Below are 21148 nucleotides of genomic sequence, written 5' to 3' on the forward strand. Positions count from 1 at the left end.
TAAGAGGCCTCTCTTAAAAAATCAGGTACAGCTCTTATAGCCTCTTGGGCTGCTACAACCACCACTGGAAGGACAAGCAGTGACATAGTAAGTGCACCGGCTAAAATACTGGAACCCAGGTTCATTAATCTGCCAAACACCGTCAAGCCTAGTAGTCCGAATATTACAGAAGGAACACTGGAGAGATTGGAGATATTTACATTGATAAAATATTGTAATCTGCCTTTTTTGGCATATTCCTCAAGATATATGGCCGTTGACACACCCAATATAGTCGTTACAGGAATGACGATTAACATCATGAAAACTGTTCCCATGATTACCCCATAAATTCCTGCCTTTTTGGGAAATATGGAAAGATTACTTGTTAAAAATTGAAGGTCCAGCCAGCCAATACTATCTACCCCGACTTGATAGAGGAGAATTCCTAAAACCAAAATGGAGAACACCGTTGAAAAGGAAAAAATCGTTTTTAAAATATTATTTAGTCTTACTCTTTTCTCGATTAGCTTGCTGTCAATTTGGAATTTCGGTACTTTGGCGCGTGCATCTTTTTCCCATTCGGTACTCATCATCAATACACCTCTCTGTACTTACGGGATATATATTGGGCAATGAGATTGATCACCAGAGTAAAGACAAATAGCAATAACCCGACCGCATAGAGGCTGTAATATCCTAGGGTTCCACTTCCCGCGTCTCCACTGGTAAATTCCACGATATATGCTGTCATTGTCTGCATGGATTGAGTGACATCAAGGGTAAAGTTTTTTGAGCTCCCGCTAGCGATGGTCACAATCATCGTCTCACCAATGGCCCTGGATATCCCTAGTACAATGGAAGCCATGATTCCGGAAATAGCCGCAGGGATGACTACCTTGAAGGTCATTTCTAGTTTGGTGGAGCCCAGACCCAGGGCTCCTTCCCTCATGATTTCCGGTACGGAGTTCATGGCATCCTCCGATAAGGAAGCTACCATTGGAATAATCATAATGCCCATAACAATGCCGGGACTTAAAGCATTCTTAGCTTGCAGTGATGGTATGATATTCATAAGCAAGGGAGTAACAAAGGAATAAGCGAAGAATCCATAAACGATGGTGGGAATTCCCGCTAAAATTTCCATGATGGGTTTCAAAATTCTTCTTAACTTATCCGAAGCAAATTGACTTAAAAATATCGCTGCCGCAAGTCCTATGGGGACAGCCACAACCATGGCGATAATTGTAGTCATGATTGTACCTGTAATAAGAGGTAACATTCCGAAAGAAGGGTTCGCGCTCAAAGGAGCTAATTTTGTGCTAAATACTTCTGATAAAGGAACCGCACTGAAAAATTTGGAGGCATCCATTACTAAAATCAGTATAATACCAAGGGTTGTAATTACTGAAACAGAAGTCATGATCAAGAAAAATCCCGGCATAATTTTATCAGAAATATGTCTTTTCTTCGAAATATTACTCCGGATCATCTCTCTTACCTTTGTTTTATCTTCCATATTTCACCTCTAAGGTATTCGTATAAGGCATTTTGCATAAACGCAAAAAATTCTAGGATGGGAAACCTTGCTTCCCACCCTAAAATTCGATTGTTTGATGAATTACTTAAGAGCCCCTAAAGCTGAGGTGTACTCGGCGTAAGTGGATTCAGGCAGGGGAGCAAATCCGTTATCTGCAGCCAATCTCGCAGCACCTTCCGGAGATACTACATATTTAGCAAAATCCAAGACTTGAGGTTTTTCTTTTGCATAATCAAGGTTCAAGTAGGTGTAAACAAGTCTTGTGAAACCTGCATAGCCGAGATCTTCACCAATGGTCTCATAAGAAGGAGCAACAGCACCCTTGCCAAAGTCAACTTTAACAGCTTGTAATTTATCGGTATTGGTTGTATAGTATCCAAATCCAAAAAAGGCGATAGCGTTTTTATCTTGAGAAACCAAGTCAACCAGAGTGGAATATTCTTGTTGTTTGTTCAATGTAGTAACCAGGTCTTTTTTCCCTAAAATGTTTTCGTAGAAGAATTCATAAGTTCCGTGGTTTTCGTTGGGTCCATAGAATTTAACTTCCTCTTTTGGCCACTCGGAACGAATATCCGACCAAAGCACTTTATCATCGCCCTTAAAGGCTTTTGAGGTAAACATCTTAACGATCTCATCATCGGTCATTTCAGTGGCCCAAGTGTTATTTTTGTTGATGACGATAGTCAAGCCGTCATAAGCAAGTTTGATTTCCATAACATTCCTGTCCATTTCTTTGCCCTGTGCTTTTAGATCTTTGACTTCAGAATCCTTAATCTTTCTGGAAGCATCAGAGAAATCAGTTTCTCCGGAAATAAACTTTTTGAAACCGGCACTGGACCCGGCACGTCCTACTTGGACACTCACGTCAGGTTGGGCATTGGTCATATATTCTTCGGCAATATGTGCCATGAGAGGATAAACGGTACCGGAACCATCAACGATCACGTTGCCACTAAGCTTCTCTGTTTGAGCTTGTCCATTATTTCCAGTATTGTTTTGTTGATTGGTTTGGCCGCAGGCTGCCAAGGTAAATATCAAACTCACTCCGGCAACGACAGCTAATACTTTCTTTTTAAACATTAGATAAACCCTCCCTAATTTTTAAAAAATAAATCTTCGGGGTCATTATCTTTAATAGATTTTTGTCTAACTCTAAGATTGTCGGGACATCTCCTATCGTTAGAAGTTTTCATCCCCTGTAACCCTTCCTTTTGAATACCTCCTCATTTTATTTGGGAGCATGCCTTAATTTTTCCCTCTTGTATAGTAAGCGGGTTTTTTGCATCTTGCTTCAGCACACCCCGTCTACAATTAAGAGTATAAACTTTTAATGTTGTCTTCAGGTTAACTGAATGTAAAGATTAAGTTAATAATTTTGTTCCACTACTCCGGCAATTTAGACAATTTACCATCGTTCTCTTGACCATCCATCTTCAGGCTTGCCACATTGAGTATCGGTACTTTTTCCTCTGTGACATTTATAGCTTTTGTAATTTCGATATATTTATCCTTTGTTAGAACAGCGTTACCATGCTATCCACCTATACTTTATTTATCTTCACACCATGAAGCATTTTTACAGCTAAAAAAAAAGAAAGCAATTCCTCCTGAATAGGAAGAGTAGCTCTCTTGATCTTATTGTTTTGCTAAACAAATTTTATTTTAGTTTTTTCCTTACAAATTCAGGTCTGATCTTTTTCCGGTTTCAATATAGACGACTTCTTCTGCGATATTAGTGCAGTAGTCCCCCATCCTCTCCAGGAAGCGCCCAACAAAAATCAAATAAGTGGCTTGATTAATCGTTTTCGGGTCTTCCATCATGAACACTAACAATTCGCGATTGATTTGAGCATAAAGGTGGTCAACCTCATCATCCATTAAAGCCATAGCCTTTGCAGCTTCTGCATCCTCTGCTTTATAAGCCTCGATTCCTTTGAGAACCATTTGCTGGACAATTTCGGCCATTCTCGGGAGATCAACTAATGGTTTCAACATTTTTTGCTCTCCGGTACGTATGGTATGTTTTGCTATGTCAACTGCTAAATCTCCCATTCTCTCTAGATTAATGGAGATCTTAAATGCAGCAACAATTTTACGCAAATCTTTAGCAAAAGGCTGTTGTGTTGCTATTAGCAGCATACAGCTCTCTTCAATATCTGCTTGCAGTTCATTAATTTCTAAATCCCCTGTAACCACTTGATTAGCCAACTCCAAATCTTGGGTTGCCAAAGATTTCATGGACGCGTCTATTCGGGTATTTACCTTCTTTCCCAATTCAGATACTTTTACATTGAGTTCTTCCAATGATTTGTCAAATACATTCCTGTTACCCAACTTATTAGCCCCCTTAATAACCAAATTATACCGACTAACTTTAGTCCTCGTTTTTATATGAAAAGAGTGTGCGCAAGTCATTTTTAAATATAATCATTATATCATACAACTTTTTCAAGTAAACTACGGCTTGTGTACGCCACAAAACAATAATACATGGTAACTATCATTTTAGATTAACCCACTGTAAACTTTTGGTAAATTCTAGGTGTTATTATTCCTAGGGAGATTGGCTACCAAACGATACCCTACGCCGCGAACAGATTCAATAATCGAACCAAACCCCTTAAGCTTACTTCTCAGATTACTGATATGGACATCGACTGTTCTTGTATCTCCACTGATTGAATATCCCCAGACTTTTTGTAATAGATATTCACGGCTAAACACTTGATTGGGGCGTTTCATAAAAATATGAAGAAGATCAAATTCCTTGCCTGTCAAAGTAACCTGTTCGCCTCTTATAGCAATGAGGTAGCTTTCGGGCCAAATTTCTAGGTCACCCCATGTTAATGAAACAGGTTGTGGGGCTGCGTTACGCTTTTCTTCCCTCAAGCGTGCTTTAATTCGAGCCAGCAGTTCTCGAGGGCCAAAAGGCTTTGACATATAATCATCTGCACCTAGTTCTAACCCAATCACCCTATCGGCAACATCGCTCCGAGCACTCAACATGATAATCGGTATACTGGCCGTCTCCGTGTTGCCGCGGATAGCCTTACACACTTCCAAGCCATCCATCTCCGGAAGCATAACGTCCAAGAGCACTAAATCGGGCTTATCTTTTCTTAATAATTCTAAGGCACTTTTCCCCTCATCGACTACCTTTAAGGAATATCCTTCCCGTTCGAGATTATAGGATACAAGTTCTTGAATCGTTACATCATCTTCTACGAGTAAAATCTTAACCATAACATCCTCCAAAAAAGAAACAAATGTACATACTAGAAAAACTATATAATATCTCTCATTCTGATGATATCCATTTCTTGTTAAGTTAAGATGAAGATATGATTAAGTTAAGGTTAAGTTCTTAAGCTTTAGTTTTAAAAATTAATAGGTCTTTTACATATGATTAACCATAATTTAATTTTTTACTATTAGAATCTAATTAAACAAGTAAACAGTTTAGAAGGGATTCTTACAGATGATCAGAACATCACGGACCTATACCGATCAACTTGCCCAACTTCTTCAAAGCGGTCATACCCTATGGATCCTCTATTTGGATATTGCTAAATTCCATGAAGTCGAATTCAGGCAAGGCTATCGCGTTTGCACATTGATCTTGGATGAAGTCGTTGCGGAAATGAATCATACTCTTTTCACCCATGCTCATCTATTCCGCAAAATTCTTTTTGAGTATCAAGGCGGTGATGACTTTATCTTTTATTTTGCACCCAATAATAAAACACCCTGGCGTATCTCTGAGCTCATTGCCGAATTTGTCCCTCCCTTGGAATCCCGGATCAATGAAAACATTCAGCAGCATGTCAATGAAACCATTACCCTACATTTTGGTCTCGTGGAATGCAAGTCCCAGCCTGGACGCAGTGTCGATTACCTGCTATACGGTGCATTAAAAGAAGCTTTCCTTTTGAACAAGTCGGAACCAGACCCTTTATACTTTCCACATCGTGAAGAAGTGGATCGAATAATAGAGGAGCCTGAACGATATGTGCGTTCCGCGTTTCAGCCCATCCTAGATGTTGCAAGTGGAGATTTTTTTGGTTTTGAGGCCCTAGCCCGTCTGACCCCTCCCAGTTCTTTCGCAACCATCGCTGAGCTTTTCCCTTTTTCGGAAAAAATCGGGAAACTCTATCCTGTAGAAACCCTTTGTCGTCGAATAGCAATAAACAGCTCTTCACAAATTCTTCGTTCTCAGGAGTTTCTTTTTCTTAATGTAGATCCTCAAGTCATTACCGATCCGGAATTTTCTTCAGGGCAAACTCGCAAGCTATTGGAATCTCAAGGGTTATCACCATCAGATGTGGTCCTGGAAATCACCGAGCGAAGCGCCATTGAAAACTATGAGAATTTTCGCGAAGCTTTAGAACATTACCGGAAACAGGGTTACCTTATTGCTTTAGACGATGTAGGAGCAGGATATTCCTCTCTTCAGTCCATCGCAGAATTGCACCCGGACTTCTTGAAAATTGATCGTTCCTTAATCCAAGGAATCCATGAGAATCCTACAAAATGGGCACTCATAGAAACCTTTGTTACCTTTGCCCGTCGTATTGGTTGCCGAATTCTCGCTGAAGGAGTAGAAACACAAGAAGAAATGCAGACGGTAGTGCAGCTAGGTGTTGATTACGTGCAGGGGTACTTCATCGCCGAGCCTTCTTTTACCCGACCTAAGCTCCCAGACTACGTCAGCCAAATCGTTAAATCCTATCAAAAACTAAGCTTGAATTCCGAGAAGACTGTTCTTAGCATTCTTGAACCGTTTCCTCTTTTTGACCCTGAAACTACTGTAAAAGTCGTAAAGAATTATTTTGAAGAGCATTCAAAGGTTGGGTTAGTAGGAGTAACTAAACACGATGAATTGCTCGGGGTTGTCCAGCGTGACAAGTTTTATACATCTTTAGCTACTCCCTATGGGGTTAGCCTTTATAGCCAACGACCCATAACTAGCCTCATGAACAATAAATATTTTGTCATCGAAGGAACCACTCCCATCGAAGTGGCCTCCAGTTTAGCCATGGCCCGCGCTGATGCCCAACTTTATGATGGGATCGTTGTGGTCCAACAGCAAAAACCTATTGGCATGATTCGGGTCGCATCACTGATCAAAGCTATGTCTGATACTCAGATTCAAATCGCCAGGGGGGCAAGTCCATTGACCGGCCTTCCCGGAAATATTGCCATTGAACAAGAAATTAAAAGTCGCTTAACAAGTCACAAACCCTTTAGTATTATTTATGCTGATCTTAATCAATTTAAAGGATTCAATGATACCTACGGCTTCCAACATGGCGACTTAATTATTAGAGTATTAGGAGAGCTTCTTGTCGACGAATCTAGGGAAATTGACGAACACTCTTTTATCGGTCATGTGGGCGGGGACGATTTTATCGTTCTTTCAAGTGCATCAGAAGCGAAAATCTTAGGAGATCATTTGCTCACCCGGTTTCAGGCAAGGATAGAGGCTGTTCGAGGTGCTAAGGATCTCAGCCTTGCCTTAGCAGGACTAGTTATTGACCCTGATACTGATTGGACCTCAAGCAAAATATCAGAAGAACTGGCTTACTTAAAGAAACAAGCGAAATTACCTAAGGAAAACAACTTTATCTTAAATAATGGGAGTCATTGATACTTATGATTGATACTTTAGGATCGCTTTACTGCTAAAAATCTACGTTCATCTTATAATAAACGAAAGGGCAGCCACTAACGACTAGCCCTTTCGTTTTCATGTATGGTACTATTAATTAACGACTACTTACACTTTGCAAAACGCTCTTCCACATCTGCCCAATTGACGAGATTCCACCAGGCTTCCACCCAAGCTGCCCGCTTATTTTGGTACTTAAGATAATAAGCATGCTCCCAGACATCTACTGTTAAAAGCGGTATCGCACCCCACTGGGTGAGATTTTGGTGTTTTTCCGCTTGGAGAATCTCCAGTTTTTGAAACTCAGGGTTCCAAACTAAGACTGCCCAACCTGAACCTTCAACAGCTACTGCGGCTGCCGAGAATTGCTTCTTAAAGGCTTCGAAGGAGCCAAAGTCCTGGTTAATTCTTTCTCCTAAGGAGCCGGAAGGATTACCACCGCCATTAGGGCTCATGTTCATCCAGAACAAAGTGTGGAGCAGATGCCCGGAGCCATGGAAAGCTAATTCTCTTTCCCAGTGTTTAACCAAGGCAAAATCTCCTTTTTCGCGAGCCTCTGCAAGCTTAGCCTCAGCATTGTTTAAACCATCCACATAAGCTTTGTGATGGGCATCATGGTGGAGTCTTACGGTAGCTTCATCATAATGAGGCTCTAAAGCATTATAAGCATAGGGTAGTTCCGGTAATTGATGGGGCATATTATTTTCCTCCTTTATATTTATTTTCCAGATAAGTCTGATGCTATTATCTTCATTCTTACTGGAAATATTAAATAATAATGGTAGCCTAAGGGGAAAACTTGTATAATATTATCCATGTATGCAAAATGCCATTATTGAATATATTCTTTCTTAAGTTTTTTTATCCTTCTTCATTTCTTAAAAATGAAAATGTTTTTAAACTTATGTTGAAAATTGCCGGGAATAATCCAAGCGTTTTTTAGGGAAAGTACCACTAGAATGGCTTGAAGAAGTAGGTAGAAAATTTAGAAACGATAGAATTTCGAAGTATGATTAAGCAGTTGGGAGGATCAGAGATGGAAGTAAAGCCATTAAAGAAACTTAGGCTTTATGGGTTTAATAATCTTACTAAAACCCTGAGTTTTAATATGTATGACATCTGCTATGCTAAAACCGCTGAACATAGGGATGCCTATATTCAGTATATTGATGAGGAATATAACGCAGAAAGATTAACCAATATTGTCACTGAGGTTGCCCGTATCGTTGGGGCCAATATCTTAAATATCGCCAAGCAAGACTATGATCCTCAAGGGGCAAGTGTCACCATGCTTATTGCTGAAGAGCATTTAGACCCGGAGCATCCGGACGATAACCCCTTCGATACGGTATATACCGACAAGGAGGATCCTCTTCCTGATTCCGTGGTGGCTCATCTCGATAAAAGCCATATCACTGTGCACACCTACCCCGAGAGTCATCCCCATGGAGGGATTTCCACTTTCCGGGCCGATATCGATGTCTCCACCTGTGGCCAGATCTCTCCTTTAAAAGCCCTTAACTTTCTTATCGAAAGCTTCTCGCCGGATATAGTTATCGCAGATTATCGGGTGCGCGGCTTTACCCGAGATGTGGATGGTAAGAAAGTCTTTATCGACCATAAGATAAACTCCATCCAAAACTATATTGATCGAAAGTACCGGGATCTTTACCAAATGATCGATGTTACAGTCTTTCAAGAAAATATTTTCCATACAAAAATGATTCTTAAGGACTTTGATCTCGATAACTACCTCTTTGGAACTGCAAAAAAAGAACTTTCCGTAAATGACAAGCGGAAAATTAAGCAAAAACTAAAAAAGGAAATGGCCGAAATCTTTTACGGCAAAAATATGCCGCGAATCTAGTGATTAAAATACCCCGCTCCCCTAGGATGGAGATCGGGGTATTTCATATAAGGCTCATTATTCTTTCTACTCGGAAAAGCTCCTTTGCACCTGCTCAGGATGACTACACTATATGTCATACTGAGCGTAGTGAAGTATCTTAACCCGGGAGTAGCCTGACTAAAAGGATGCCGTTGCACCGGTATTAACCCGCTCAAGATTAATCTTACCGGCTGCCATAGAGATATCCATCTCAATCTGGGTCTTAGCTTCATTATAATTAGAACTCACCCAATCTTTAGAATTTAAAACCAAGCCGTCTCCGGTGAAATTCGTATCACTGGCAATCCCGCTGATCGAAATCTTTAAACCAACACTTTCCGGTACTACCAAGTTCAACTTTGTGGCACCGGTACTAAGATCAAGCTTTGTTTTGCCACCGGTATCCCCGAACCTTAGCTCTATATCGCTAGCACCGGTACTGATGTCGAGGTCTTTTATCTGCAATAGGCTAAAATCCATCATACCGCTAACGGCTCCCGCATTGAGCTCTACCTTACTATATTGCACTTGATTAGATAAGTTTAACTCAAGCCGATTGTTACCGGAGGGCTTCTTTTCTGAATTAAACACGATTCTCGCCGTGTCCCCATTGTTTTTGCAGCGAAACTCCGGTTCACCAAAATTTCCCCACCTTTTCCATTCGTAAGTTCCGTTGGTTAATTGGCCGGGATTGGCTGCCCCGTTTACCCCCCGAACATTCATCGCAACCCCGCCTAAATTCAAGGTAATATCCGCCTTTTTGATATCGCTCTCTAAAGGTGCAGTGAGTTCAAGGACTTGCCCTGTTCCCTTAACCAAGGGAATCTGGTTTTCTAGTGAAGTTTTACCTTGCGTAAACGAATAACCGACAAGAGCAAGAAGAAAGACCACCATAATGGCACTGAAGGGAATGCGTTTATTAAAGAAGAGAGCGATCCCGGCAAAAATAAGAAGCAGCGGCCAGAGGTCCAGGACATTAATCCAGAAGTCCCATGGTAAAATTCCATATATATTGGCAAAAAAAACTAATCCCAACAGAATCAAAAATAACCCTCTAAATATTGAATCCACTGCTTGGCGCATCTTAGTCCCTCCTCCAAATGATTCCAACCCCAATTATAATCAAAATTAAGGGCCACATTTTCCCCCAGTCCAAGAAGCGAGGGAACCATTGATCCAGAAGAAAAATAACCCCTAAAATCATTAATCCGATGCCAACATAGCGTTTTCTCTGCGTGGGATTGACAGCCTTTAGGTCTTGGGCAAAACTTTGGGCTGAGTTCCCGATGTCCTGTACGCTTTCTTTCATTTCATCTACCACGTTGCCATGACTACGATAGGTTGCACCGGACTGGTAACCCGGATTTTCGGGAATCACTACCCAAGCTACAATATAGAGGAAAATCCCCACTCCCCCCAAGAAGAAAGTCAGGAGAACGACTAAGCGGATCAAAGTCGAATCAATATCAAAATACTCCGCAAGTCCTCCGCAGACTCCACCTAGTTTTTTGTCCACCCCCGAGCGATATAATTTATCTGTCATTAGAACTCCCTCCGTAAATCTAAATTATTTTTACACCCTTATTACGAAGGATCTTTAAGGATTGTTTCAGTAGCTACGAATATTTATTAATTCTTCTTTAATAGGCGATCTATTGCCTTCTCACTTAGAGATGGTAAAATTAAGTATCATCTATATAAATATAAATGCCTTTGATCCGAGATAAGGAGGCCTAGTATGAAAATCAAAGAACCTATGAATACCTTGACTCATTTTATCCCGTTTATCGCTGCCTGGTTCGGACTTGTTTCCTTAATTCTCCTCTCCTACGGTAGTCTGTCTAAAACAATAACCATGACCATTTACGGATTGAGCATTATTGCCTTGTATGGTACCAGCTCACTTTATCATGCCTTGCGAACCACACCTAAAAAGGAACTCACCTTGCGGAAAATTGATCACATGATGATCTATGTACTGATCGGAGGGTCCTATACTCCCGTCTTTTACTATGGCTTAGAAGGAGTTTGGCGGTTGGTCATGCTCCTGGCTGTATGGATCCTTGCTTTAACGGGGATTGTATTGAAAATTTGGTTCATCAACGCCCCAAGGTATGTGTCCACTGCTTTTTATGTAACCCTTGGCTGGATCGCTTTGGTACCAATCGTCCAACTGGTACATAATCTCCCCTTAGGTGCCCTAATCATGATGGTAGCCGGTGGAGTGATGTATACTGTCGGGGCTATCATATATGCCGCTAAAATTTTTCGGATTCCTCGCTTACATCTTGGTTTCCATGAAATCTTCCACATATTTATTGCCGCGGGTACCTTGATTCATTTTCTAATGATCCTAATCTATTTTGTACCCATGGCAAGCTAGCGGTTATCTTGCGCAGTAGAAAGTTACTTTTCAATTAATTAAAATCAGCCCCCTGGATTGATTTAAATCTAGGGGGCATTATTGATCACTTCATATTTTTAATATTTTCTTATAGCCTTACATGATAAACTATTTGAGGTTTTCGGCGATACGTTTCCCTAACTCTAGACAAGAAGCAAGCTCTTCATCACTTGGTGTCCAAAGAATTCGCACCCCATCATCAATTACCTCAAAGCCACCTTTTTTAAGCTCTTCATTTAATTGCTTAATTACTTCACCGCTCCAACCATAACTACCGAAAGCGACTGCCTTCTTATTCTTAAATTTCATCCCTTTAATCTCTTCCAGAATCGCGGCTATGGAAGAAAGGTATCCATTGTTAACAGTTGGTGACCCCACCGCAATAGCCTTGGAGCGGAATACTTGTCCGATTATATCAGTTTTATCAGAACGAGCCGAGTTATAAAGCTTGACAGTAAGATCCGGATTAACCAAGCGAATCCCTTGAGCGATGGACTCCGCCATTTTGCGAGTGGAATTCCACATGGTATCATAAATGATAGTTACCTGATCTTCCTGGTAATCATTAGCCCATTCCAGGTATTTGTGTACGATCTGGAGAGGATTGTCCCGCCAAATTACGCCATGGCTAGGACAAATCATATTAATAGGTAAATCCATCTTCACAATCTCATTGATTTTAGCAGTGACCATTTTGCTAAAAGGTGTTAGGATATTGGCATAGTATTTCAGCGCTTCGGCGTAAAGCTCCGACTCATCAACCAAGTCATTATACATATGTTCAGAAGCGAAATGTTGGCCAAAACCATCATTGCTAAAGAGGATGTTATCTCCAGTTAAATAACTGAACATAGTGTCCGGCCAATGAAGCATCCGGGCTTCGATGAAAATGAGTTCACGACTACCGATGTTCAGGCGATCACCGGTTTTAACCTCTACAAAGTTCCAATCCTTATGATAGCTCCCCTGAAGAATCTTCTTCCCATTTGTAGTACAGTAAATCGGTGTATCCGGAATTTCTTCCATCAGAAAAGGCAGGGCACCGCTATGATCAACTTCATTATGGTTCATAATAATATAGTCAATTTCTTTTAAGTTAATTTCTTGCTTAAGTTTTTCCACAAACTCACGTCCAAAGGGTTCCCAAACAGTATCAATTAATACCGTCTTTTCATCACGGATGAGATAAGAGTTATAGGATGAGCCCCGCTGGGTGGAGTACTCTTCCCCATGGAAATGACGGAGTTCCCAATCGATTTTTCCTACATATGTAATAGTCTCGTTAATTTTAAAGGACATACTTAAAAACTCCCCTTCCTTTTTAAAACCATTTTAAATCTAATGTAATATAGTTTGTCCATAAATGCAAGATATACAATTAATTCCTTCTTAGAATCTCCCATTAAGACAATTTTATCCCTGATCCCTAAACCCTTCCAGAAGAAGGGCTTAGGGATCAACAAAGAATACAAGACCCATAGTAAAGATAAACACAAAAAACAGCACTTGAATGCTAACAAGTATTTTGGCCGTTTTGGTAATAGGAGCCATATCTCCCATACCGGCAGTAGAAAAGGTAGTAATACTGAAGTAGATAAAAGTAACGATTTCATTTAAGGCATTTCCATCTATTTCTCCGGAAAAGCTCCTGGGATCTATGCGATAAAGCCAATTATAGACTGCAGCGAAATAAATAATCATCACACCAATCCCACTGGAAACAGGTAAAAAAGCATTTAATGGTCTTCCGCCTGCCGCAATAAGAACATTATAAATATACAAAGAAATACCTGCAGTGGTTATTCCTGTATAGACGATACTGCCGACTTTACCCACAAGCGGATCCTTTTCTTCTTCTTTCGGGCCTTCATACCCAAACAACTGAGTTAATAGGCCAAAGGCAGCAATACCTACAAAGGCCGGCAAGAGCGAGCCAAGATTCTCGTAGGCGACCTCATAATCCGGCAGTTGCTTGTTGGTTCGTTCTATTGCTCTTGTTGCTTCTTTACCAAATATTGAGGAATTATTATGAATTGAGGGATGTGGGCCTGGAAATTGTTTATAGTCCCATGAAGGTCCAAACACTCCAAATCCCTCCTTTTCGAGCAATATTACACTCCATTATATTCCATCAAATAGGATTGTGTTCGCTGTGCATACTTTCAAATAGCTCTAGTATTTATTCCAATGGATTTTATCAGTTATTAACTCATCATCCGTATGTTCAGGTTTTGTCTCGGCGGGGTATCCTAAGGAAACGATGGCTTCTACCAAAAGATTATCAGGAATGCTTAAAACTTCTTTGACATAATCTCCTGCAGAAACCCCTTCTTTATGCATACGTTCCCTAATTTGAATCCAGCAAGACCCCAGACCAAGATCCAGAGCTTGCAATTGTAAAACAATCGCAGCAATAGAGGTATCCTCAATCCAAACATCACTTTTCTCAGGATCGGCAAGAATTACGATTCCCAAAGGAGCATTAGCTAAAGGATGAGCCCCCTTTTTTGCTGTTGCCAATTTACTCAGAATCTCTTTATCATCGACCAAGATGAACTCCCAAGGTTTATTGTTCCGGGAAGTAGGGGCAAACATCAATGCCCTAATTAACCGGTCTACCTTCTCCTTCTCTATAGGTGCCTCTGTATACCTACGTATACTGCGGCGCTTTTTAATTAGATCCTTCACAACAGGTCATCTCCTTATAAAATTGTATTCTCTATTGAATAATATCGATTGAAACCATTATAACACGGGCATAAAGATACTGCTAAGGCTATTAGTTCGACCTGTGACCCCATTATTTCGACTTTTGAAAGGAAATCTTTTGACCAAAAAGCTTTTATCGGAGATAATGGTATCGCAATATGAAACCACGTTTCATATTATGCAACAACCGCGCTACTAAGAGATTCAAAACTGTGACAAAACCAACCCCCAAGCAATAAAGCTTTAGCGCAACTTCAAAACGTCGTTTTACGATAAGAAACAAGGAGGTATATCTATGGCACTTTGGGGAGCAGAAAATGTAGGAAGCACTTCGGAAACATCTTTTGAAACAACACAAACACGGATGACTGGGGCACAGTTTTTAGCGGCCTTTTTAGAACGAAAAGGAATTAAGCAAGTATACGGAATTCCCGGGGCAGCCATCCTTCCCTTCTATGATGCAATTCGGGAACGTGACTTTCAATCCTATAATGTCCGCCATGAACAGACCGCAATTTTTATGGCCGATGGTTATGCTCGTGCCACAGGTCTGGTGGGAGTATGTGCAGCCACTTCCGGTCCGGGAGCCACAAATTTTCTCACAGGCTTATATAGTGCCTACAGTGATTCCATTCCCCTTCTAGCACTAACCGGGCAGGTTCCCACTTCTCTAATTGGTAAAGATGCTTTTCAGGAAGCTCCTATTGTGGAAATGGCACGCCCTGTGACTAAGGCGGCTTATCAGGTTACGAAAACCGAAGACCTTCCTCGGATTCTGAAGGAGGCCTGGGAACTAGCGACCACAGGAAGAAAAGGTCCCATTTTGCTGGACCTTCCCCTGGATGTGCAAAAAGGATTCCTAGAGGTGGATTGGACCGAACAGGATAGCAATGATCAGCTCGCTACAAGGCAGGAAATTTCGCAGGCAGAATTGAATACTATATTCGCAATGTTCCGCGAAGCCAATGCGCCCACTCTGCTGGTCGGCGGCGGTGTGGTGCAAGGTAATGCTGCCGGGGAACTCCGCGAAGTGGCGGAACTACTCCATGTTCCCGTGGTATCCAGCTTAATGGGTAAGGACGCCTTTCCTAATGACCATCCACTCTTTGGAGGGTTAATGGGGACAATGTGTCAAACTCCCATAGGTAATAAAACAATCCTCGAATCGGACCTAATCATCAATCTTGGTGGACGTTTTGATGGTCGGGGAACAGGAGATGCCAAGCTTTTTAAAGCGGGCCGAAAGGTCATTCATATTAACCTGGATGAAAAAGAGCTTTCACGCCATATTCCCTCTGAACTTACCCTAGCAGTGGATGTAAAAGAATTCATGGACCAATTTCTTTCCTTCCTCAAAGCTCTAAACTACACCCCCGGTGATCAAGCCAAAGCCCGCATCCAGAATCTCCAGAAGGATCGAACTCGGTTAGCCCGCAAAACGCTTTATAATACCTATCCGCTTAAACCCCAGCAGGCTATTGCGGAGGTACGTGAGGCCCTTGACCGGGATGCCATCATAACTCTGGATTGTGGTATTAGCCAAATCTGGACCACCCAGCTTTTCGAGGCCTATGTCCCCCGGTCTTTCCTAATCACCGGCCGTGCCGGAACTATGGGCTGGGGCTTAGGAGCGGCATTAGGAGCGAAACTTGCCCATCCCAATCGGCAGATAGTCAATCTTTTAGGAGATGCCAGTCTGGGAATGTCTCTTCAGGAGCTGGCTACCGCCGCCAAACACAATATCCCTGTAGTTGTAGTGGTATTGAACAACTCCTTATTTGGGCTCATCCGCCAGCAGCAAAATCTCCTCTTTGATCAGCGTTGGATTTCCACAGATCTGGAGTACGAAAACCGTCTACAAGGTCATTCCCGGGGACTGGACTTTGTAGCGACTGCACAAGGAATGGGAGTTGAAGCGGAATTGGTAGATAAGCCCGGTCATCTTCAAGATGCCTTGGCGAGGGCCTTCAGTAGTAACCGTCCATATTTGATTGAGGTCTTGGTCGATCCCCTTGCCCAATGCTCCGTTTCTCTCGACGGAACCCTGACCGGAGTAAAGGAACTAGAATAGAACGTTTGGAGGAAAACTGAATGACTATGAAAAAAGAAAAGCTCGTTGCCAACCTATCCTTTCTTTTTACCGACTTACCACTTATGGATCGTTTTAAAGCGGCCAAAGAGGCAGGACTAAAACGAGTCGAGTTTATGTTTCCTTATGACTTTGATCTCACCGAACTGAAACAACAACTAAAGTCCAATGACTTAGAGCTTGTCCTCTTCAATCTTCCTGCCGGGAATTGGGATGCCGGTGACCGAGGCATTGCCTTGGATCCTGAGCGTCAAGAAGAGTTTCGCACCGGAGTTGCCAAAGCTGTTAACACAGCTCAAGCACTCAATGTTAAACAAGTTAACTGTCTGGTAGGCAAACTCCGTACAGACCAGTCAAGAGAAGAGCAATGGGCAACCCTCATCGCCAATATTCGCTATGCAGCGGAGCAACTGCAAAATGCCGGTGTTAAACTGCTAATCGAGCCACTTAACCACTTTGATGCACCGGGATTCTTCCTTAATACCACAGACGATGTCCTAAAAGTCATTGCCGAAGCAGGGAGCGCCAACATTTTCCTCCAATATGATACTTATCATGCAGCCCGTGAAGGTGAAAATCTTTTAAAAGTTCTTCAAGATAAGCTTCCCCAGATTGCCCACATTCAAATCGCCGATAACCCAGGCCGTCACCAGCCAGGCACCGGGGAAATTGATTATCAAGCCTTCTTTAACAAGTTAGAGGAAGTCGGCTACGCCCATGCTGTTGCCATGGAGTATGTCCCTCAGCCGGATACAGTTACCTCTTTAGAGTGGATCAAGAACTTTGCATAAGTAAGGGTTATAAGCCAAAACTTCTATACCTTTTGGTGAAATGGCTTGGCATATCCACTAGGAATAGTATAAAAATTATAAACTGGAGGTATTCTAATGAAGATTGGTTTTATTGGTTTAGGAATTATGGGTAAACCCATGAGTTTGAATTTACTAAAAGCCGGTCACGAACTGATTGTTTACAATCGCAGTCAAAATTCTGTGCAAGAATTAGTTCAGGCCGGGGCTGAGGCCGGAACATCTCCGAAAGATGTGGCGGAACGCTGTTCACTGATCATCACCATGCTGCCCAACTCCCCTCAAGTCAAAGAAGTTATCCTTGGACCTAATGGAGTCATCGAAGGAGCTAAACCGGGAGCCATGGTGATCGATATGAGTTCCATTGCCCCTGGAGCCAGCCAGGAAGTGGCCCAAAAACTAGCCGCGAAAAATGTTCGCTTCATGGACGCACCGGTTAGCGGCGGTGAACCTAAAGCCATTGACGGCACTCTCTCCATCATGGCCGGTGGTAACTCCGCCGACTTTGAAGAATTCCTCCCAATATTAAAGGCTATGAGTGCTTCGGCAGTCCTCTGCGGTCAAGTTGGAGCCGGAAATATTACCAAATTAGCCAATCAGATCATTGTTGCTATCAATATTGCCGCCGTATCCGAGGCCTTAGTCTTAGCCACTAAGGCCGGGGCTAACCCGGAAACGGTTTACAAAGCCATCCGGGGCGGATTAGCCGGAAGCACCGTTCTCGATGCCAAAGGACCGATGATGTTTGAACGCCGCTTCGATCCTGGCTTCCGGATTAACCTCCATATCAAAGACCTTAATAACGTCTTGGAGACCGGCCATGATATCGGCTCTCCCCTTCCCCTCACTGCCTCCGTGATGGAAATGATGCAGACCCTCAAAAGCTCCGGACTAGATCAAGCTGACCATAGCGCCCTTGTCCGGTACTACGAAAAGCTTGCCGATATCGAGGTTAATAACGAAGGTTAAGCTAAGCAAAATACTGTCTATTTTCTCATAATAATATATACCCCGATTAAGGGCTAATGCCAAACGATACTAAGAAGTTCGTAGGCAGCGGCCCCTTTTTTATATACAAAATGGTATTTCCCAAATCTAATGAATTAGGATGGTTAAGCAAAGAACTTCATATAATAAAGGATAGGTTCCACGGAGTTAATACTCCATTTGAAGTTTTATAGCATCTCCAGTTTGAAATCGAAATCTATTGAGGAGGAAAAACATGAAAAGATCAGGTGAGATTCAAAAACATACTGAAGGAAGAAACAGTGCTAAATATGAATCCCGTAGTGCTCGCGATAAACAAGAACAGAAAAAGCAAAAAGACCCTTCAGCATTGGATCAATCATAGTATATTGAGAAACGCCAGGATTTTCTGGCGTTTTCTAATTTGTTCAATTACCATTGGCTAGCGTCCTAAAGGGTAACTTAGCAATTACTTTAACTCAAATATCTAGGGAACAAAATATTATTTTCCAAGTGAACATGTTGGAAGATATCGTTTTCCAGTTCCTCCAGCTTTTGATAGGTCATTTCGAAGGTGCCACAGACATCCCCGGGTATTTTATAATCATTAGTGATCTTTCTCAACTCTCTTAGAATTTCCCCCGCCTCATCGTGTTCGGCTTTTAATTCCTTAATTATGCTGCGAATTTTTGCTTGGGCTTCTTCTGAAGGCTCGATCTCCTGTTCCTTCATCAACGGAAATTCAACTTCTTCCTCTTTGATAAGATGCTGCTCAAGCTCCAACTTTAGATTATGGAATAAGCGATGGACCGCCTTCAACTCCGGATGATGGTCTCCATGAACCCGCAGGATCATAGTGGTCAGTTCACTTATCCTTGGCAGCTCCACATTGAGATAAGCATGGTGAGTATTAACAACGTATTCACTCAAAGAGCCTGATGCCTCCTGAGTCCAATCCTTCTCAGAATTCTGTTCGCTCTTAAGGTTTCCGTACAACTCATTGATTTTTCCTAAAACTTCAGCCTCATTATGACCTTCTTGCAAAAGAACATCCTTGAGAATTCGATCCCCACCGCAGCAGAAGTCGATTCTGTATTCCTTAAAAACATCGGCGGCTTTAGGAAATTTGGTAACGATATCTCCGATTTGCTGATTGACATTGAATGTCATATGAATTCCTCCTTGTAGCATTTACTCATTTTTAATTTCAAAGTTAATTTCACGGAAGCCTTTGATTGATCTTATGTCCATATCATACCTTGCAAAAGTCTTTGGGGCTGTGATTAGTATCAAATCAAAACTTGATTCAAATCAAGCGAATCTCTAAGGAAAATATAACAAATTCCTTGGTTATCCTTATGCGCCGAAAACTTATACTCCCATCAATATTGATACTCTTGGCGCATGAAAATCTAAAAAAGGGTTGATATTACGAACCCCATAATTCGGTAATATCAGCCCTCAATGATTCACAGCAAATCTTCCAAATCACTTAAACTATTAATAATGATCCTTTTGTTACCAACTAGTTCGATGATCCCCTCATCCTGCATGCCGGACAGCTTCCGACTCATCGTTTCGCGAGTAACACCAATAAAATTGGCCATTTCCTCCCGAGTAAGTGCCATATCAAGTATAACTTTACCATCCTTCCGGATACCAAAATTCTTAGAAAAGTTAATTAATAAACCGGCAATCCTCGCCTCTACATCCTTCGTGCTTAAGGTCTGCACTAAGTTTTCCAGATCAACCAACCGGTCATGTACGCTCTCTAAAATTCTTAAGCTAATTTCCGGATTCCCTTTAAGGATACGGTCAAAATCGTCTTTTGCCAGGGTACAAACACTTACATCCTCCAAAGCCTCCGCATTATACTTGAAGGCACTTTTCTTCAAAAGGCTTAAATCCCCGATAAAGTCCCCCTCACCAAGGATATAAAGAATCTGCTCTTTTCCTTCCCGAGTATGCTTAAAGGTCTTGATTTTTCCGTAATTGATTATATAAAACTTATCCGATACATCACCCTCGAAAAAGACTACTTGCCCCTTCTTGAAGCGCCGCCGTGTAATCAAACTAGTTATCATGGCAAGCTGCTCATGGGCAAGCATCGAAAAAATGGGCACCTTTGAAGCGCAGAACTCCCCGGTTCCCGAACTACACCCACAGCTATGACAGTTACAAGAACTCATAAAATAGCTCCTTATTCCAAATTTAAGTTTAAAAAGATTTCTTCTTAAACTAGTTTAAACCTATTTTAGCATCTAAGAATGTAACTGTAAAACCCTCTTAATATTATTATCAAGATACTTCAGCCGTCCTTCCTTCAGGAAAAATCCGCACCATGTCATACTGAACGCAGTAAAGCGTGCAGAAAAAGGAGCATTGACGAATAGCCAGTGCTCCTTCCTTTTAACAAACTTCTCTACCTATTGACTTTACTTATCCTTGCTATAAACCTAAGCCTTTTCGCTTAGAATTGATATGGGCTTCAATCCCATTGGCGACTTCTACAGGGTCATCGCCAAGAGCGATTTTCCCCCCGGTCATTCCTTCTACATCCTCGGTCAACAATTTCACTAATTGGGGAGCACCGGAAACAAAGGGAGTCGGGGAAAGATGGGTATACGCCCCATAAGCAACAGCGAAGACCCCATCGATGGTGGCCTTTTGTTCCATCCACTCCGGAGCAGTTACGGCAATGGGGAGCTGAGGGACATCCACATCCAGATGATCAGCAAGGGCCGTCACCAACATGCTGATCCGTCCGGTGTCGGTACAGGTACCAAAGCTAAGGACAGGGGGAATCTTCAGGGCGGTACAAATCTCTTTTAACCCCGAGCCGGCCTGGTTCACCGCATCCATATTGCATAGCCCTGCCACTTCCAGAGCATGGTTGCCGCACCCACCGGCAACAACGAGAAGATCCCGTTTGATAAGCTCCTTCGTAAGATTTACGGTCATCCAATCCTGTGGGCCGTTGCGGAGGGTAGAGCAGTTAGCCAAGGCAACTACACCCTTGATTTTTCCGGCAACAATCACATCAACCAAGGGGTCCAGTTTATTGCCCAATGCCCCTAGAACAGCCTCAGTGGAGAA

Annotated in this window: 20 protein-coding genes and 1 pseudogene; 7 read left to right on the forward strand and 14 right to left on the reverse strand. The window is 42.1% G+C overall.

What is annotated here, in order from left to right:
* The 5 genes from AC1U9U_RS09180 to AC1U9U_RS09200 form a co-directional block, all read right to left on the reverse strand.
* On the reverse strand, nt 1-572 hold a 572-nt coding region (locus AC1U9U_RS09180; RefSeq protein ID WP_479960261.1), incomplete at its 3' end, for a PstA family ABC transporter permease.
* 2 nt (nt 573-574) lie between these two features.
* On the reverse strand, nt 575-1498 hold the full coding sequence (gene pstC, locus AC1U9U_RS09185; RefSeq protein WP_479960262.1) for a phosphate ABC transporter permease subunit PstC: 924 nt from the start codon (nt 1496-1498) through the stop codon (nt 575-577).
* Nucleotides 1499-1600: 102 nt separating this feature from the next.
* Nucleotides 1601-2599 (reverse strand): PstS family phosphate ABC transporter substrate-binding protein, encoded by a 999-nt coding sequence (locus tag AC1U9U_RS09190; RefSeq protein ID WP_479960263.1) that lies wholly within the window; start codon nt 2597-2599, stop codon nt 1601-1603.
* A 594-nt stretch (nt 2600-3193) separates the two neighbouring features.
* The gene (phoU, locus tag AC1U9U_RS09195) at nt 3194-3853 is read right to left on the reverse strand and encodes a phosphate signaling complex protein PhoU (protein WP_479960264.1); all 660 of its coding nucleotides are present in this window, start codon (nt 3851-3853) and stop codon (nt 3194-3196) included.
* 204 nt (nt 3854-4057) lie between these two features.
* Nucleotides 4058-4762 carry a response regulator gene (locus tag AC1U9U_RS09200; protein WP_479960265.1) on the reverse strand — a complete coding sequence of 235 codons (705 nt, stop codon included), beginning with the start codon at nt 4760-4762 and terminating at the stop codon, nt 4058-4060.
* A gap of 235 nt (nt 4763-4997) precedes the next feature.
* Between AC1U9U_RS09200 and AC1U9U_RS09205 the strand changes: the two genes are divergently transcribed.
* Entirely contained in the window at nt 4998-7166 is a 2169-nt protein-coding gene (locus AC1U9U_RS09205) for an EAL domain-containing protein (RefSeq protein WP_479960266.1), read from the forward strand.
* Nucleotides 7167-7291: 125 nt separating this feature from the next.
* On the opposite strand, the gene AC1U9U_RS09210 is transcribed toward AC1U9U_RS09205, so the two are convergent.
* Nucleotides 7292-7885, reverse strand: a complete 594-nt coding sequence (locus tag AC1U9U_RS09210) for a superoxide dismutase (protein WP_479960267.1) — start codon at nt 7883-7885, stop codon at nt 7292-7294.
* A gap of 338 nt (nt 7886-8223) precedes the next feature.
* Here AC1U9U_RS09210 and speD point away from each other — a divergent pair, with 338 nt between their 5' ends.
* A complete protein-coding gene (gene speD / locus AC1U9U_RS09215; protein WP_479960268.1) occupies nt 8224-9054 on the forward strand; it encodes an adenosylmethionine decarboxylase in 831 nt (276 codons plus the stop codon).
* Nucleotides 9055-9213: 159 nt separating this feature from the next.
* Here speD and AC1U9U_RS09220 read toward each other — a convergent pair whose 3' ends face one another.
* Nucleotides 9214-10158: a LiaI-LiaF-like domain-containing protein gene (locus AC1U9U_RS09220; protein WP_479960269.1), complete on the reverse strand. Its 945-nt coding sequence runs from the start codon at nt 10156-10158 to the stop codon at nt 9214-9216.
* Between the two features lies 1 nt (nt 10159).
* Nucleotides 10160-10618 carry a PspC domain-containing protein gene (locus AC1U9U_RS09225; RefSeq protein ID WP_479960270.1) on the reverse strand — a complete coding sequence of 153 codons (459 nt, stop codon included), beginning with the start codon at nt 10616-10618 and terminating at the stop codon, nt 10160-10162.
* A 195-nt stretch (nt 10619-10813) separates the two neighbouring features.
* On the opposite strand from AC1U9U_RS09225, the gene trhA reads away from it, so the two are divergent.
* Nucleotides 10814-11458, forward strand: coding sequence for a PAQR family membrane homeostasis protein TrhA (gene trhA, locus AC1U9U_RS09230; RefSeq protein WP_479960271.1), 645 nt, complete (start codon nt 10814-10816; stop codon nt 11456-11458).
* Nucleotides 11459-11587: 129 nt separating this feature from the next.
* On the opposite strand, the gene AC1U9U_RS09235 is transcribed toward trhA, so the two are convergent.
* The 3 genes from AC1U9U_RS09235 to AC1U9U_RS09245 all read right to left on the reverse strand — a co-directional run bounded on the left by AC1U9U_RS09235 (nt 11588) and on the right by AC1U9U_RS09245 (nt 14167).
* Nucleotides 11588-12778 (reverse strand): anaerobic nitric oxide reductase flavorubredoxin, encoded by a 1191-nt coding sequence (locus AC1U9U_RS09235; protein WP_479960272.1) that lies wholly within the window; start codon nt 12776-12778, stop codon nt 11588-11590.
* A gap of 150 nt (nt 12779-12928) precedes the next feature.
* Nucleotides 12929-13564, reverse strand: a complete 636-nt coding sequence (locus AC1U9U_RS09240) for an ion channel (RefSeq protein WP_479960273.1) — start codon at nt 13562-13564, stop codon at nt 12929-12931.
* 87 nt (nt 13565-13651) lie between these two features.
* Nucleotides 13652-14167, reverse strand: coding sequence for a nitroreductase family protein (locus tag AC1U9U_RS09245; protein WP_479960274.1), 516 nt, complete (start codon nt 14165-14167; stop codon nt 13652-13654).
* Nucleotides 14168-14483: 316 nt separating this feature from the next.
* On the opposite strand from AC1U9U_RS09245, the gene AC1U9U_RS09250 reads away from it, so the two are divergent.
* From AC1U9U_RS09250 to AC1U9U_RS09265, 4 genes are all read left to right on the forward strand, one after another.
* Complete coding sequence (locus AC1U9U_RS09250) at nt 14484-16259, forward strand: thiamine pyrophosphate-binding protein (RefSeq protein ID WP_479960275.1); 1776 nt, start codon at nt 14484-14486, stop codon at nt 16257-16259.
* A gap of 20 nt (nt 16260-16279) precedes the next feature.
* On the forward strand, nt 16280-17068 hold the full coding sequence (gene hyi, locus AC1U9U_RS09255; protein WP_479960276.1) for a hydroxypyruvate isomerase: 789 nt from the start codon (nt 16280-16282) through the stop codon (nt 17066-17068).
* A gap of 96 nt (nt 17069-17164) precedes the next feature.
* A complete protein-coding gene (gene garR / locus AC1U9U_RS09260; RefSeq protein WP_479960277.1) occupies nt 17165-18055 on the forward strand; it encodes a 2-hydroxy-3-oxopropionate reductase in 891 nt (296 codons plus the stop codon).
* 253 nt (nt 18056-18308) lie between these two features.
* Nucleotides 18309-18437 (forward strand): hypothetical protein, encoded by a 129-nt coding sequence (locus AC1U9U_RS09265; RefSeq protein ID WP_479960278.1) that lies wholly within the window; start codon nt 18309-18311, stop codon nt 18435-18437.
* Nucleotides 18438-18526: 89 nt separating this feature from the next.
* On the opposite strand, the gene ric is transcribed toward AC1U9U_RS09265, so the two are convergent.
* The 3 genes and pseudogenes from ric to AC1U9U_RS09280 all read right to left on the reverse strand — a co-directional run.
* Nucleotides 18527-19222, reverse strand: a complete 696-nt coding sequence (gene ric, locus AC1U9U_RS09270; protein WP_479960279.1) for an iron-sulfur cluster repair di-iron protein — start codon at nt 19220-19222, stop codon at nt 18527-18529.
* A gap of 299 nt (nt 19223-19521) precedes the next feature.
* A complete protein-coding gene (locus AC1U9U_RS09275; RefSeq protein WP_479960280.1) occupies nt 19522-20241 on the reverse strand; it encodes a Crp/Fnr family transcriptional regulator in 720 nt (239 codons plus the stop codon).
* Between the two features lie 259 nt (nt 20242-20500).
* Nucleotides 20501-21148 (reverse strand): annotated as a pseudogene (locus AC1U9U_RS09280) (anaerobic carbon-monoxide dehydrogenase catalytic subunit); the annotation flags it as partial.

This window comes from Desulfitobacterium sp., assembly GCF_982384815.1.